Origin of the sequence: Colwellia polaris (assembly GCF_002104515.1) — a bacterium.
GTDB lineage: Bacteria > Pseudomonadota > Gammaproteobacteria > Enterobacterales > Alteromonadaceae > Cognaticolwellia > Cognaticolwellia polaris.
Window position 1 is genome coordinate 844,601 of the sequence record NZ_NBOE01000001.1, and the last position, 15,686, is coordinate 860,286.

The window sequence follows — 15,686 nt, forward strand, 5'->3', positions numbered from 1 at the left end:
AATAGTTGGATAAATTATGAATATTAAAAATATAAAAATCCCCATGATATATTGGCTAGCAGTTTTATCAAGCCTCATACATGTCGGCTTAAATTACTTCGCTATTATTCCTGAAAATTGGGCTGCAGCCACTCATTTTGCGTTATTTGGTTGTCTTGGCTCTCTTATACACTTTAAAAAATTATGGCAACAAATAGCTGTTTCAGTTGGTATTATTGCTAGCTCAACATATCTTATATTTGCCGAAGACAGTCTCTATGAAAGAGGACAAACCTTTATTGGTACAGATTTCTTTTTCAGTGCTTTAGCTATTATCTTGGCTTTAGTCTTAATGTTTAAAGCTATTGGTTGGTTCATTCCAACTTTAATTGTTGTTTTTCTAACGTATATAACCGTTTGGGGCCAATACGTAACGGGTGTGTTTAATTTTCCTGGTCTGTCATGGGAAACTATGCTTTTTCGCAGCTATTTCAGTACTGATGGTATGTTCGGTACTATTGCTCAGCTGTCTTGGACCTTCGTTTTTATGTTCGTTTTGTTTGGTGCTTTTTTACAAGTATCAGGTGCCGGCGATTACTTATTAAAAGTTGCAGGTAAACTTGCATCACGATTCAGAGGCGGTTCAGGCTTAGTGTCGGTTTTAGCCTCTGGATTAATGGGCTCAGTTTCAGGTTCTGCCATTGCTAATACAGCGGCGACTGGTGTTATTACTATTCCATCAATGAAAAAGGCAGGCTATTCTGCTGAGTTCGCGGGTGGCGTTGAAGCGGCAGCATCGACTGGCGGGCAACTTATGCCTCCAGTAATGGGCGCTGGTGCTTTTATTATGGCTTCGTATACTCAATTACCTTATTTAACTATTGTTACAGCAGCCTTACTTCCTGCCTTACTTTATTATATTACAGTAGGTTTTTTTGTTCGAGCGTACGCGATTAAACGGGGTATTGATATCCCGAACAAGTTGGCTACTGACTCATCAGAATGTGATGATAATGTTAAAAACGGCTGGAGACACTTAGTTTCTATTGGTATATTGGTCACGTGCTTAATCATTGGTTTTACTCCACTATATGCTGTAGGCATGGCAATAGTTTCTATTATCCTTTTATCTTGGATATCAGAAAAACCCATGAAACTAAAAGAAATTAGTGATGCCCTTGCTGAAGGCTCCAAAGGCATGGTGGTTACTGCAATCCTATTAATTACAATCGGATTAATGGTAAATGCTATTACTACGACAGGCTTAGGAAGTACTTTTTCATTAATGGCAATTGAGTGGGCAGATGGTAGTTTACTGATACTGATCGTATTAATTGCCGTTGCTTCACTTATCTTAGGTGCAGGATTACCTGTAACTGCTTCTTATATTATAGTGGCAACATTATTAGCCCCTGTGCTTAGTGACCTGATTTCATTACAGGTAACAACAGAAGTTATTAATAATGGTTCGTTATCGGTCTCTAAGGATATGATCGCAACCTTATTACCTGCTTTTGCCGATGGCAGTATGCCATTGTCAGATGCTTTATTAGCAGCACCAAGTGAAATTCGTACTATGTTATATGACATGGTGTTATCACCAGAGATTTTAGCGAGTTCTTTATTAGCGGCTCATTTAGTTATATTTTGGTTATCACAAGACAGTAATGTTACTCCGCCAGTATGCTTAGTTGCTTACACTGCAGCGGGTATTGCTAAAGGCGATCATACTAAAACAGCCTTTTGTGCTTGGAAGCTTGCTAAAGGGCTATATATTGTACCTATACTAATGGCGTACACTGGATTAGTGATGGGTGATGCTGAAGAACGTATTCTCATTTTTGTATTTTCTGCTATAGGTCTATTTTGTATTATCGCAGCCTGGGAAGGAGTTGTAATGGACGTTATTAATCGAGCTAATAGGTTGGTGCTAGGGGTTGTCGGTACTTTATTACTCTGGCCGTTTGACGGAGTTTTACTAAAAATAGTGTTATCTGTAATATTCTTAGCTTATTTACTTTTTTCATTCATTCAATTTAATAAAAAACCTACCTGTGCCCAACTTGTTTAAACAAAAGTACATACCACTTTTATTTGGGCTAACTTTTGTTAGCCTAGTAATTGTGGTGCTTTTAATTTGGATTAAAGATAGTCAAAACGCATCTTTATTTCGATTGTCTCTCATTGAAAAAACGCTCACTAGTACTTTAGAAAAGTATCAATATCTGCCTAAAATATTATCGCATGATACTCGTTTAAGGTTAGCGGTTGAAGATAATGATTATGGTTCTCAACTCAATGAATTATTAAAATCTATGCAGATTTCTGCTGGTGTCGACATTCTTTATTTAATGAATAATAAAGGTATTGTTATTGCCACCAGTAATTATGATCAACCCACCAGCTTTATGAACAATCAGTATGAGTTTAGGCCTTACTTTGAACAAAGTATGCGCGAAGGCAGTGGCTTGTATTATGGTGTTGGCATTACGAGTAAAATCCCTGGTTATTTTATTTCTTCTCGAATCGAAGGCTTTAATTCAGGATTTGGCGTTATTGTTGCTAAAGTTGAGCCTAATAATATTGAGCGTTCTTGGCAACAATTGACAGGTGATGTGTTAGTGGTTGATGACAATGATGTTGTTATTATGTCGGCACAAAAATCATGGAAATATAATAGCCTTACTGCACTTTCAGCTAACCAACTAGAGAGTATTAATAAGCATCAACAATTTGCAGGTCAAACTCCTAAATTAATCGTTAATAATTCTTTTTACCTTAATTGGGCCTCATTAACGCTTTGGGAAATTGATGATCAGCACTTCCTAATGGAGTCTACTCAATTAGGGAAAAAAGAAAATACGTTATTAAAAAATTGGCGACTTTACTACGCACTACCTTTGAACACTATTATTGAAAAGACCATTTTTAGCAGTTTAATCATAGCGTTCTTATTGTATGGTCTTTATGTTTTTATTAAGCATCTCCGGTTTATTGAATACACACGAAATTTGAAAGAAAAAACAGATCAAAAGCATCGTGCTGAAATGCAGCTGATCATTGATCAAACGAAAGTTGGAATTTTAACACTTGATCAAAAAGGTAACATTCTCAGTAACAATGCCACGTTCCAAGCCTTGTGTAATTATGATGATAGTGATGAAATTAAAGGAAAAAACATAAATAAATTTGTTGGATTACCGAAAAGATTTGAAGAAGCTATAAACATCAAAGAAACATTTACTGAAGCTTCGTTAACTGACAAAAGTGGTAGTTCGGCATTGCCAATCATGTACATTATTAGTCCTATCAACATTAACGATAGTCTGTATTTAATGACTATTGTGAATATTACTAAACGTAAAAAAGTAGAGGAAGCATTAAGTTTTGCTAACTCTCGTTTAGAAAAGCTCGTTCAAGAAAGAACCTTAGCGCTTAATGCGGCCCAAAAAGAACTCATGCGCCAAGAAAAAATGGTCGTTCTAGGCCGAATGGCTGCGGCGATAGTACATGAATTAAGCCAGCCTTTAGTTGCCTTTAAAAGTGCATTAGCAAGTATTGCTATTAAACAACAAAGAAGTGATTGGGAAGGGGTAAACACCTCGTTGAATAACCTACTCCCACTTTGTCATAATATGCAGGATATACTTATTCAATTAAAATCATTTGCTTATCAAGGTGGTAGCTCAACTAAAGCAGAAAGTGTTGATCTTAATAAATTAATTACACGCTTATTAAGTACTTACCTTGAAAATAATGCTGCGACTATTGATATCACACTCGATGTGCAAACACCGCTAGTGAGTATGAATTCGACTAAACTCGAAATGGCCATTGGTAACTTAGTTAGGAATGCATTAGATGCTGTTGAAAAATCAGAGCAAGCTAAAGTCTTTGTTTCAACTCAAGTGATTGATCAACATGCCTTTGTGATTGTTGAAGACAATGGTGGCTTAATGGATGAAAGTGTCGTTGAACATATCTTCGAACCTTTCTTCACAACAAAATCTATTGGTAAAGGGCTTGGTTTAGGCTTAGCGATTACGAATAATATTATTAAAGAATATGATGGAAATATTGAGGTGAAATGTTTGGAGAACTCTACACGTTTTACCATTTCATTGCCTTTATCCTGAAATAATAAGTGCTTTAAATATAAGATCTAACGGTTTAATTAAGGTTAAAATAAATTACACAAGTTCATATAAATCGCTTTATTTCAATTTAAGCACTTATTGATAAAATATACACTGTACTGAAGGACAACATGACCGATATTGATGATCTAACTGCTGAAACTTGTGAGGTCGTCATCGTTGACGACAATAAAGACTTACTGACGAATGTTTCTGACTATTTATCCCTTCATTTTACAAAAGTTCATTCATTTCTAGATCCCGCCGAAGCCATTAAGTTTATTTATAAAGATTTTCCAGGCATTGTGGTTAGTGACATCAAAATGCCTGAAATTACCGGAGTTGAACTGCTTAATCAGGTACTTAGCTGTGATAAAAATATTCCTGTTATATTAATGACTGCGCACGGTGATATATCTCAAGCAGTTCAAGCGGTACAAGAAGGTTGTTATGATTTCATTGAAAAACCTTTTGAGCCTGAGCGACTCTTAGAAAGCATTAATAGAGCCATTGAGAAACGGGTATTAACTTATAACCAAGCCCGTCTGCGCAATGCTTTAAAAAATAAAGATGCCATAGAAACTCGCTTAATGGGCGTTTCACCTAAAATGGCTAAGTTACGCCGAGATATATTGTCCGTTGCCAATTTAGATGTACCTGTACTGATCCACGGTGAAACAGGTGCAGGTAAAGAGGTCGTTGCTAACTGTTTACATGATTTTAGTGACCGTAAAAAAGCCGAATTCGTAGCTTTAAATTGTGCTGCAATCCCCAAAGACTTATTTGAATCAGAGTTGTTTGGCCATGTAAAAGGTGCATTTAGTGGTGCAGATACTACCCGGATGGGAAAATTTGAATTTGCGAATAAAGGAACCGTATTTTTTGATGAAGTAGAGTCTATTCCTTTAAGTGCCCAAGTAAAAATATTACGTGCATTATCCGAAAATAAGGTTGAAGCTTTAGGCTCCAACGTTGCTAAAGATATCGATATTCGTATTATTTCAGCGACAAAAGAAGATCTAAAAGATAACCCAAACTTTAGACAAGATTTATATTTTCGCATGCAAGTTGCGGAGTTATATATCCCACCGCTACGCGAAAGAAAAGAAGATATATTATTGTTGTTCGAACACTTTTCGAGTCAGTTTATGAATCAAAATAACATTGAATGGTCAGGTGCGGGAGTTAACCTTCAACGTCAGTTACTAGAGTATGACTGGCCGGGTAACATTCGTGAATTGATCAATGTTGCTACTCGTTGTGTTATAAAAAATTGTCATGATCTTAATGAACTGCTGAATCCAAACGAGCAAGACAAGCAAGATAAACTCGTACAGTCGTCTTTGAAAGATCTGGTTAATGATTTTGAAGCCAATATGCTTATTAATTCTCTTCAGCGTCACAAGGGCAGTGTTCAAGCGGTTCTTGAAGAGCTTAATATGGAACGACGCACTTTTAACTTAAAGCTAATTAAATATAATATAGATAGCCAGCTTTATAAAAAATAGCGTTCGATTGATCTAGGTGTGAATAACCGTTACTGAGTATTAGCAGTGGTTTTATCGGACAAATAAAAAGAGCATATTAGTTAAACTAATATGCTCTTTTTTTATGCTTTAAATTACTTTATGTAAATTTATTCGCCGTCTAAGAAACTTTTAAGTTGCTCAGAACGAGAAGGGTGACGCAATTTACGTAATGCTTTAGCTTCAATTTGACGAATACGTTCACGTGTTACGTCAAACTGTTTACCGACTTCTTCCAAGGTATGATCTGTGTTCATATCAATACCAAAACGCATTCTTAACACTTTAGCTTCACGTGCTGTTAAGCCCGCTAATACTTCGTGTGTTGCATCTTTTAAGTTTTCAGACGTTGCTGAGTCAACTGGCAATTCACCGCTACCATCTTCAATAAAATCACCTAAGTGAGAATCTTCATCATCACCAATAGGGGTTTCCATTGAAATTGGCTCTTTGGCGATTTTTAACACTTTACGAATTTTATCTTCCGGCATAATCATGCGTTCAGCTAATTCTTCAGGTGTTGGCTCGCGACCCATTTCTTGTAGCATTTGACGTGAAATACGATTAAGTTTGTTAATCGTTTCAATCATATGTACTGGAATACGGATAGTACGCGCCTGATCGGCAATTGAACGTGTAATTGCTTGACGTATCCACCATGTTGCATAAGTTGAGAACTTATAACCACGACGGTATTCAAACTTATCAACCGCTTTCATCAAACCAATGTTACCTTCTTGAATTAAATCCAAGAATTGTAAACCACGGTTTGTGTATTTTTTAGCAATTGAGATAACCAAACGTAAGTTAGCTTCTACCATTTCTTTTTTCGCACGACGAGCTTTCGCTTCACCGATTGACATACGACGGTTAATGTCTTTTATGCCATGTACGTTAAGATAGGTTTCTTCTTCTAACATGTTTAATTTGTAAATACAGCGTTCAACATCAAGCTCGATATCAGCCATTCTCTTTGAGTGAGGCAGACCAGCAGCTTTTTGTTCTTCAAACCAGTTTTTCGAGGTTTCGTTGCCAGGAAAAATTTTAATGAACGTTGTTTTTGGCATACCAGCACCAACCACACAGTGCTTCATGATTAAGCGTTCTTGAACACGTAAACGGTCCATTACACTACGCATGTTTTTCACTAAGCGATCAAATACTTTTGGTACGATTCTAAATTCTTTAAATACTTCAGCTAAAGCATCGATTGCCGCTTGTGCATCTGCATGACCACGGCCTTCAGTTTTGATTACTTTATTGGCATGTTCGTAAGCTTCACGTAAAGCAGTGAATTTTTCACGTGCTTCTTCAGGACAAGGACCTGTATCTTCTTCTTCCTCGTCATCATCGTCGTCAGAGTCAGTATCATCTTCGTCGTCTAATTCTTCTTTCGAAAGCTCTGAGCCGATGTGCGTTGCTGCTGCAGGAATTTCTTCATCTTCAGCGTCAGGGTCTAAAAAGCCAACGATGATATCGCTTAAGCGAACTTCTTCAGCTTCAAAATTATCCCATTGCTCAAGCAAGTAGTTGATTGCTGGCGGATATTCAGAAACCGAGCGTTGAACTTCTTTAATGCCTTCTTCGATACGCTTAGCGATAACAATTTCGCCTTTACGTGTCAGTAGCTCAACTGTACCCATTTCACGCATATACATGCGAACGGGATCAGTAGTACGACCGATTTCACTTTCTACAGTAGCAAGTGCTTGGGCCGCAGCTTCAGCTGCATCTTCATCAGTATTGGCTTCACTCATCATTAACGTATCGTTATCCGGTGCGTTTTCAAACACCTGAATACCCATGTCGTTAATCATTCGAATGATGTCTTCAACTTGATCGGAATCGATAATATCCTGAGGGAGATGATCGTTAACTTCGGCAAAAGTTAAATAACCTTGCTCTTTACCTTTGGTTATTAACTCTTTAAGTCTAGATTGTGGGGCTTGATCCATTGACGAGTGTCCACCTATTTATGGCTATCAAAATTACAACAGTAAGCCGGAAATTATAGCGAAATGTTTACTAAATTACCAGACGTAACTGTTTTTTGTTGTTAATTTAATGCTGACATACATTCAGCACGTTATATTATTTTTGCTCACTTAGTAGACTATGTAATTCGCCTATTTCAGCTTTGGTTAATCCCTCAGTGCGTTGCTTTTCCATTAATTCATTTGAGCGGTTTTCTAAAAATTTGTTCAAAAACTTTTCAATAATATCAAGAAAAGTGTCTTCAGCATGATCCGTTTCTACATGATGCTCTATGCACATTATTTTTGTTAACTGCTTTCCGGCTTCTTGATCTCTAAAGTGTTCAATAAGCTGTGCGCTGTTAACTTTCGGGTTTTGTTTACATAACCTTAATAACTGGTTAAGTAACGGAATGCCCGGTAAATTTAAATCTGCCAAAATATTTGGATCAGGCAGCTTTTCTACTATATGGGGATGCTCTAGTAATAATGCAATAGCAAGTCTCACTGGCGTAATTTTTGGTCGCTGCGGTTTGGCTTTATTTTCTGTTGTGTTTGCAAAACTTGTATGAAGTTTTTTTAATTGCAATTCATTACTTGCGCCAAACTGATTTGCGAGTTTAGTTACTATAGCGTCTTTAAGATTACTTGCAGGAAGTTTAGCTAAATAAGGTTGAAAAGCGCCAACAGCAGCTCCTTTACCTTCAGGCGAGTTCATATTAATTTGGCTTAACAAATGCTCGAATAAAAATTGTGATAAAGGTGTGGCATTATCTAATGTATTTTCGAAAGCGGCTTGGCCTTGTTCTCTGATCATTGAGTCAGGATCTTGCCCGTCGGGTAAGAACACAAATTTTAAGCTATAACCATCTTGAATCATTGGTAGGGCGTTATCCATCGCACGCCATGCCGCATCGCGACCGGCTCGGTCACCATCGTAACAACAAATAACTTCTTTAACGGTTCTAAATAATGTTTGTAATTGCTCAGGCGTAGTCGCAGTACCAAGCGATGCTACTGCATAGTCAACCCCGTGTTGAGCAAGGGCTACTACATCCATATAGCCTTCAACGACCACTAAACGTGTTAATTGTTTTACAGCTTGCTTGGCTTCATATAAGCCATATAGTTCTTGGCCTTTATGATAAATGCGTGTTTCTGGCGAGTTAAGGTACTTAGGTGTGCCATCGCTTAATACTCGGCCACCAAAACCAATAACGCGGCCACGCTTATCTCGAATAGGGAATTGAATACGACCTCTAAAGCGGTCATATGGTCTATTTTTATCACCTTGTATAGCCATGCCTAAATCAACAAGTTGTTGATTTATTTGGTTACTGCGGCCAAAAACTTTCATCATGCCATCCCAAGCATCGCTGATGTAACCAATGCCGAAACGTTTGACTATTTCGCCGCTGAGTCCTCGGCCTTTTAAATAATTAATCGCGACGTCTTTATCTGTGGCAACTTTTAATTGTTGCTGATAAAAACGGCTGATTTGTGCCATTAATTCATAGTCATCTTGCTTTTGAATATAGGCTTTTTGATCTTGTTTCTGTTGAGCAGGAGAGCGATTGCTTTGTTCGCGTGGCACGTCCATATTGTAATGGGAAGCTAGCTCTTCAACTGCGTCTGGAAACTCTAAACGATCGAACTCCATCAAAAAAGAAATAGCATTACCGTGCTCACCACAACCAAAGCAGTGATAAAACTGTTTGTCTTGGCTAACAGTAAATGAGGGCGATTTTTCGGTATGAAATGGACAACAAGCTTGGTAGTTTTTACCGGCTTTTTTTAATGGTACGCGAGAATCTATTAGTTCGACAATATCGGCGCGCGCCAATAAGTCATCAATAAACTGTCGAGGGATCATACCAGCCATAAATACCATTACTTCTAATTAAAACGCTATTTTTACACAATTAATATTGGGAAAATAGTAACTTTATGTGCGCTAGTTAAAATAAAACCGCGAGGCCAAAGCTGTCGCGGTTTATATGCAAAATGAACAGTGAAGTTCAAATTGGAAGATTAACTAGCTGTTTAAAACTTTACGAATTTGTCCGCTTACTGCGCCCATATCCGCTTTGCCTTGCATTTGCGGTTTTAACACCGCCATTACTTTACCCATGTCAGCCATTGAGGCTGCACCGGTATCGGCAATCGCTTTTGTTATCAGCTGGTTAATTTCATCTGCAGATAATGGCTGAGGGAGAAAATCTTCTAAAACGATAATTTCTGCAGCTTCTTTAGCTGCTAACTCATCGCGACCACCTTCAGTAAACATTTTGATAGACTCTTTGCGTTGTTTAACCATTTTAGTTAACAAGGCAATGATATTGTCGTCAGTTGCTTCTGATTTGAGATCTTTTTCTACCTGCTTTATTGCAGATATCGCCATACGAATTACGCCAAGACGAAGTTTGTCTTGAGCACGCATGGCGATTTTCATTTCATCATTAAGTTGGCTAAGTAGACTCATCGTTAATTTACTTTTAAGTTAACTCAGTTGGCTTAGGATTTACTAAGGTATTCTTAGTACATGCGAACGCGACGAGCGTTCTCACGAGAAACTTTTTTAGCTGCACGTTTTACTGCTGCTGCTTTTTTACGCTTACGTTCCCAAGTTGGCTTTTCGTAAGACTCGCGACGGCGAACTTCAGAAAGGATACCTGCTTTTTCACATGAACGTTTGAAACGACGTAGTGCAACGTCAAATGGTTCGTTTTCTCTTACTTTAATTACTGGCATGTACTGTTTTACCTTAGTTAGAATCTATATTAAATCGGTGTCTGATTTCAGCCACATGGCCTCATCTTCACCCACTCTATTAAAAATTGGTGCCGTATTCTAATGCCAAGCATATGCTAATGTAAAGTAGTAATAACTTTTTCGTTTATATTTGTAAAATTATTGTCGGTAATTGGCGCTTAATGGTTGATATTGATCATAAAACTATCTTTTATACGCTATAAATTGAAAGTTGCTAAGTGGCTAGGTAAAATCAGCGTCCATTGACGGCTGAGTATTATGTTAACACTCGGTCGACTTCTTACATTGACGAAACATTTCTAGGTAAATTAAAGCTATGCGAATATTAGGTATTGAAACCTCTTGTGATGAAACCGGCATTGCCATTTATGATGACGGTGAAGGTAATTTACCTGAAGGAATAGTGGCGCATAGGCTTTATAGTCAAATTGCCGTTCATGCCGATTATGGCGGTGTAGTGCCTGAATTGGCATCGCGCGATCATGTGCGTAAAACAATTCCATTAATAAAAGAAGTGTTGGCAGATGCAAACTTAACGCCTGCAGATTTAGACGGTGTTGCCTATACTGCAGGACCAGGTTTGGTGGGGGCTTTATTAGTTGGTTGTTCAATCGGGCGTAGTTTGGCCTATGGTTGGAACTTACCGGCAGTACCTGTGCATCATATGGAAGGGCATTTATTAGCACCAATGTTAGAAGAGAATGTCCCTGACTTTCCGTTTGTCGCCTTGTTGGTATCAGGCGGCCATACCATGTTAGTGCGTGTTGATGGTATTGGTCATTATGAGCTTTTAGGTGAATCTGTAGATGATGCCGCCGGTGAAGCATTCGATAAAACCGCTAAGTTGCTTGGACTTGATTATCCTGGTGGCCCGGTATTAGCTAAAATGGCTGAAAGTGGTCGCAAGGGGCGTTATAAATTTCCGCGTCCAATGACTGACAGACCTGGGTTAGACTTTAGTTTCAGTGGATTAAAAACTTCAGCGGCTAATACTATTCGAAAAGAAGAAAAGGAAGCATTAACGCCAGAACAAAAAGCGCAAACTCAAGCCGATATTGCTTATGCTTTTCAAGAAGCTGTCGTTGATACATTAGCTATTAAATGTAAGCGCGCACTAAAACAGTGTAATTTAAATCGTTTAGTTATTGCTGGCGGTGTAAGTGCAAATAGTGCATTAAGAGAAAAGTTAGCCGAGATTACTAAAAAGCTGGGAGGAGAAGTATTTTATCCTCGACCTGAGTTTTGTACTGACAATGGTGCCATGATCGCTTATGCAGGTTTACAGCGTTTAAAATCTGGCGTAGATGCCGATTTAACTTTTAAAGCGACACCACGTTGGCCACTTGATACTTTAGAGCCAATTTAATTTATTTGCTTTGAATGTATAGCATTAAACAGGCTTATTTTTTTGTAAAAGATATTTTTGATTCTGAGCCTTGTATCAGTCTGATGATATTTTCTTTATGGCGAAATATTATCAGACCAGACAGCATCAACACTGGAATAACATAAATAGGCTTTAGCAACCATGTATATAAAGGTGCCATTGACACAGTTACAATGGCAGCTAAGCTTGAGTAGCGTGTGGTTTTTGCCACAATTAACCAAGTTAATATTAATAAGCCGGCTAAATCTAAACCAATAGGTAACAATACCCCAAAGGCAGTAGCCACTGCTTTGCCACCTTCAAAATTAAAAAATATGGGGTACATGTGTCCCAAACAAGCGGCGAGAGCAATAACACCTAAGTAAACGGGTTCTATACCTAAAAAATAACCAGCCCACACGGGTAAAGTACCTTTTAGTATGTCGAAAATTAGCACTGATGCAGCAACAAATTTATTGCTAATTCTTAGTACATTTGTAGCGCCAGGGTTATTAGAACCAGCAGAGCGGGGATCAGGTAAGCTCAATAGTTTGCAAAGTAAAATGGCACTCGAAATTGAACCTACTAAGTAGGCCATAACCACCATTAAAAACGTAACAAGTAAACTAGTGATACATAGTTCCTTTCAAAGTAAGCTGTAAAAATAACCTATTATTTTAGCTTTTTGTCATTGTAGCGTGTTGTTTACTAGTTTTTCTAGACCTGCACAGGTAAACTCGCCATTTATTTTGTAAAGTAAGTTGTGGCGATTGTTTGTACTATCTCATGAAACGCCATTACATAAATAAGGTTTGAGTGTGGATAAAGTTTATATTGAAGGGTTAACTTTTCAAACAACCATTGGTTTTTATGCCTGGGAAAAAGAAATTAAACAAACACTTGTTATTGATTTGGCCATGGGATGGAATACAGCACAAGCCGCTGAAAATGACGAACTGGCTAAAACACTTGATTACGCCGCTATTTCTGAAGCTATTGTCGAATTCGCAAACGCTAATCCGGTAGATTTAATTGAAACTCTAGCAGAAAGAATTGCAGCCTTTCTTATCGCGAATTATCAAATACCTTGGTTACGCTTAAAACTGATGAAACCAACCGCTGTACATAACGCTACTACAGTAGGTGTTGAAATAGAACGTGGTTCACAGCGACTTGAACAAGCAATGTAATGGCTGAAATTTATATTTCAATTGGCAGTAACATTAATCGCCAGCATTATATTGAACAAGGGCTGAATGCCTTAACCGAAGCATTTGGTTTGCTGACATTGTCTTCGTTATTCGAAAGTGAAGCAGTCGGCTTTGCTGGAAAAGCATTCTACAATATGGTGGTTGGCTTACAAACAGACCAAAGTCTAGGCAGCGTTTCTTCAGTTTTACGTAAAATAGAGTTTGCTCATGGGCGTAGTCAAAATGCTAAAAAATTTAGCCCGCGCACATTAGATTTAGATCTGCTGCTTTATGATGATGTTATAACAGACAGCCCAGCACAAATACCACGAGAAGAAATTACAAAAAATGCCTTTGTTTTATGGCCATTAGCCGAAATAGCGGGGCATCTAGTTCATCCTAGTCTTGGGCTTTGTTATCAAGAATTATGGCAACAATATGATAAAGACCAACAACAATTACAAATAGTGCCCTTGATTTGGGCAAGAAAAAATAAGGAAATATAAGTAATATGAGCACTGTAGAAGTTTTTATTTTAGCGTTGATTCAAGGTTTAACAGAATTTTTACCTATTTCTAGCTCTGCGCATTTAATTTTACCTTCAGCTATTTTAGGCTGGCAAGATCAAGGCTTAGCATTCGACGTAGCTGTTCATGTAGGTACTTTGTTAGCCGTTGTACTTTATTTTCGTAAAGAAGTAGGCAGCATGGCTGTGGCTTGGTTTGGTACTTTAAAAGGCGAACGTAATAATTTTGATGGAAAATTAGCTTGGTGGATAATCTTTGCCACTATTCCTGCTGGGCTATTTGGATTATTAGGTAAAGACTTTATTGAAGAGCACTTACGTAGTGCACTTGTGATTGCGGCAACCACATTATTATTCGGCTTTTTACTTGGTTTTGCTGATATTAAAGCTAAGCAAAATAAAAGTATTGAGAACTTAGGCTTTAAAGGCGCAATGTTAATTGGTTTAGCACAAGCCATTGCGTTAATTCCTGGCACGTCGCGCTCTGGTATTACGATGACTATCGGCCTAATGTTAGGCTTAAGTAGAGAAAACGCTGCACGCTTTTCTTTTTTATTGTCGATACCTGCAATTGCTATGGCGGGCAGTTATTTAACCTTAAAACTTATTTTAGAGGCGGGTGCGGTTGACTGGTCAGCCATGGGCTTAGGCAGTGTTTTAGCTTTTGTGAGTGCCTATGCATGTATTCATTACTTCCTTATCATGGTAAATAAAATAGGTATGATGCCATTTGTAATCTATCGCTTAGTTTTGGGCGCTGGTCTGCTTTGGTTTGTACTGTAATCGTTGTTACAATATTATTTAATAGAAAACGCGCCCTGGCGCGTTTTTGCTATATAACCAAAAAGCCATGCTTTACAAAATTTAAACTTATTCGGTTTAACAAACGTAATTAATAAAGTGAACTGAAAAAACAGAGTTTAGAAACTGTAATTAACAGCATAGCTTACTACACATAATAATAGCGTTAGTCCTAATATTATTAACACCAGCCATTACCGGCAGCGCTTAATATTAAACTAATAAAAGTGAGATTTTTGATGGATTTGTCTTTAACTGAAGAACAAATAATGATTCAAGATATGGCAAGAAAGTTTGCCGATAGTGAATTAGCCCCCGTAGCGGCAGAGCTTGATGAAACAAGAGATCAAAGCTTGTTTTTAAAAAACTTAGCTCAATTAAATGAATTAGGCTTTATGGGCTTAAATATTAAAGCTGAATATGGCGGAGTTGAAGCTGGTACGGTCGCTTTTAGTTTAGCCATAACCGAACTCGCTCGCGCTTGTGCTTCAACAGCGGTAACAACGTCTGTAACTAATATGGTTGCAGAAGTTATTCAAGCGGTAGGTAATGAAGAACAAAAAAATAAATACCTACCAAAAATTTGTAGTGGCGAATACCGAGCTGGTGGTTTCTGTTTAACAGAAGCTACAGCAGGTTCAGATCCCGCAGGTATGAAAACGCAAGCGGTTAAAGATGGCGATGATTATATTATTAACGGTAGTAAACTTTATATTACCAGTGGCTCTTTTGCTGATGTATTCGTAGTTTGGGCAGTTACCGACCCAGAAGCTAAAAAAGGTAAAGGCATCTCATGTTTTATTGTTGAAGCCAATACCGACGGAATAACCATAGGTAAAGCCGAAGAGAAAATGGGCCAAAAAGCATCACCAACTAACGAAGTAAACTTTACGAACTGTCGCGTACCAGCCTCAGCGTTAATGGGGGCAGAAAATAAAGGCTTTGGCGTTGCTGTTGGTGAACTTGCAGGTGGTCGAATTGGTATAGGCTCATTAGCACTGGGTGTTGGTCTTGCTGCACTTGATTATGCTAAAGCGTATATTGTAGATCGTAAGCAATTTGGTCAATCACTCGCAAATTTTCAGGGGTTGCAGTGGAAGTTAGCTGAACGCTACACTGAAATGGAAGCGGCTCGATTACTATTAATGCAAGCAGCGTATACTAAAGATCAAGGTCAACCTTTTGGTATGGCAGCGTCAATGGCAAAGTTATTTGCCACAGAAAATGCCAACAAAGCTTGTTACGACGCATTACAGTTAATGGGTGGGGCAGGTTATGTGAAAGAATACCCTGTTGAGCGCATGGCGCGTGATGTGCGTGTAACGGCAATTTATGAAGGTACAAGTGAGATTCAAAAAGTTATTATTGCTCGTGAATTATTACAAAACGTTTAAATAGTTAACCTTGTTTTGAAAAC

General features: G+C 38.0%; 13 protein-coding genes. 8 read left to right on the plus strand and 5 right to left on the minus strand.

What is annotated here, in order from left to right:
- The first annotated feature begins 16 nt into the window (after nucleotides 1-16).
- The 3 genes from B6A32_RS03815 (at nucleotide 17) to B6A32_RS03825 (ending at nucleotide 5,623) form a co-directional block, all read left to right on the plus strand.
- A complete protein-coding gene (locus B6A32_RS03815; RefSeq protein WP_085301369.1) occupies nucleotides 17-2,050 on the plus strand; it encodes a TRAP transporter permease in 2,034 nt (677 codons plus the stop codon).
- 55 nt (nucleotides 2,051-2,105) lie between these two features.
- Nucleotides 2,106-4,115: an ATP-binding protein gene (locus B6A32_RS03820; protein WP_143327865.1), complete on the plus strand. Its 2,010-nt coding sequence runs from the start codon at nucleotides 2,106-2,108 to the stop codon at nucleotides 4,113-4,115.
- A gap of 131 nt (nucleotides 4,116-4,246) precedes the next feature.
- Nucleotides 4,247-5,623 (plus strand): sigma-54-dependent transcriptional regulator, encoded by a 1,377-nt coding sequence (locus B6A32_RS03825; RefSeq protein ID WP_085301371.1) that lies wholly within the window; start codon nucleotides 4,247-4,249, stop codon nucleotides 5,621-5,623.
- Nucleotides 5,624-5,751: 128 nt separating this feature from the next.
- Here B6A32_RS03825 and rpoD read toward each other — a convergent pair whose 3' ends face one another.
- The 4 genes from rpoD to rpsU form a co-directional block, all read right to left on the minus strand.
- Nucleotides 5,752-7,596, minus strand: coding sequence for an RNA polymerase sigma factor RpoD (gene rpoD / locus B6A32_RS03830; RefSeq protein WP_085301372.1), 1,845 nt, complete (start codon nucleotides 7,594-7,596; stop codon nucleotides 5,752-5,754).
- Between the two features lie 136 nt (nucleotides 7,597-7,732).
- Nucleotides 7,733-9,496 (minus strand): DNA primase, encoded by a 1,764-nt coding sequence (gene dnaG / locus B6A32_RS03835; RefSeq protein WP_085301373.1) that lies wholly within the window; start codon nucleotides 9,494-9,496, stop codon nucleotides 7,733-7,735.
- A 153-nt stretch (nucleotides 9,497-9,649) separates the two neighbouring features.
- Nucleotides 9,650-10,096: a GatB/YqeY domain-containing protein gene (locus tag B6A32_RS03840; RefSeq protein ID WP_085301374.1), complete on the minus strand. Its 447-nt coding sequence runs from the start codon at nucleotides 10,094-10,096 to the stop codon at nucleotides 9,650-9,652.
- A gap of 53 nt (nucleotides 10,097-10,149) precedes the next feature.
- Nucleotides 10,150-10,365, minus strand: coding sequence for a 30S ribosomal protein S21 (rpsU, locus tag B6A32_RS03845; RefSeq protein ID WP_011045067.1), 216 nt, complete (start codon nucleotides 10,363-10,365; stop codon nucleotides 10,150-10,152).
- Nucleotides 10,366-10,702: 337 nt separating this feature from the next.
- On the opposite strand from rpsU, the gene tsaD reads away from it, so the two are divergent.
- Nucleotides 10,703-11,752, plus strand: coding sequence for a tRNA (adenosine(37)-N6)-threonylcarbamoyltransferase complex transferase subunit TsaD (tsaD, locus tag B6A32_RS03850; RefSeq protein WP_085301375.1), 1,050 nt, complete (start codon nucleotides 10,703-10,705; stop codon nucleotides 11,750-11,752).
- A gap of 34 nt (nucleotides 11,753-11,786) precedes the next feature.
- On the opposite strand, the gene plsY is transcribed toward tsaD, so the two are convergent.
- The gene (gene plsY, locus B6A32_RS03855; RefSeq protein WP_085301376.1) at nucleotides 11,787-12,359 is read right to left on the minus strand and encodes a glycerol-3-phosphate 1-O-acyltransferase PlsY; all 573 of its coding nucleotides are present in this window, start codon (nucleotides 12,357-12,359) and stop codon (nucleotides 11,787-11,789) included.
- Between the two features lie 211 nt (nucleotides 12,360-12,570).
- Between plsY and folB the strand changes: the two genes are divergently transcribed.
- The 4 genes from folB to B6A32_RS03875 all read left to right on the plus strand — a co-directional run bounded on the left by folB (nucleotide 12,571) and on the right by B6A32_RS03875 (nucleotide 15,663).
- Nucleotides 12,571-12,942: a dihydroneopterin aldolase gene (gene folB, locus B6A32_RS03860; RefSeq protein ID WP_085301377.1), complete on the plus strand. Its 372-nt coding sequence runs from the start codon at nucleotides 12,571-12,573 to the stop codon at nucleotides 12,940-12,942.
- Nucleotides 12,942-13,448, plus strand: coding sequence for a 2-amino-4-hydroxy-6-hydroxymethyldihydropteridine diphosphokinase (gene folK, locus B6A32_RS03865; protein ID WP_085301378.1), 507 nt, complete (start codon nucleotides 12,942-12,944; stop codon nucleotides 13,446-13,448). Before folB ends, folK begins: the two co-directional genes overlap by 1 nt.
- Before the next feature lie 5 nt (nucleotides 13,449-13,453).
- A complete protein-coding gene (locus B6A32_RS03870; RefSeq protein ID WP_085301379.1) occupies nucleotides 13,454-14,251 on the plus strand; it encodes an undecaprenyl-diphosphate phosphatase in 798 nt (265 codons plus the stop codon).
- A 257-nt stretch (nucleotides 14,252-14,508) separates the two neighbouring features.
- Complete coding sequence (locus B6A32_RS03875) at nucleotides 14,509-15,663, plus strand: acyl-CoA dehydrogenase family protein (RefSeq protein ID WP_085301380.1); 1,155 nt, start codon at nucleotides 14,509-14,511, stop codon at nucleotides 15,661-15,663.
- Nucleotides 15,664-15,686: the final 23 nt, after the last annotated feature.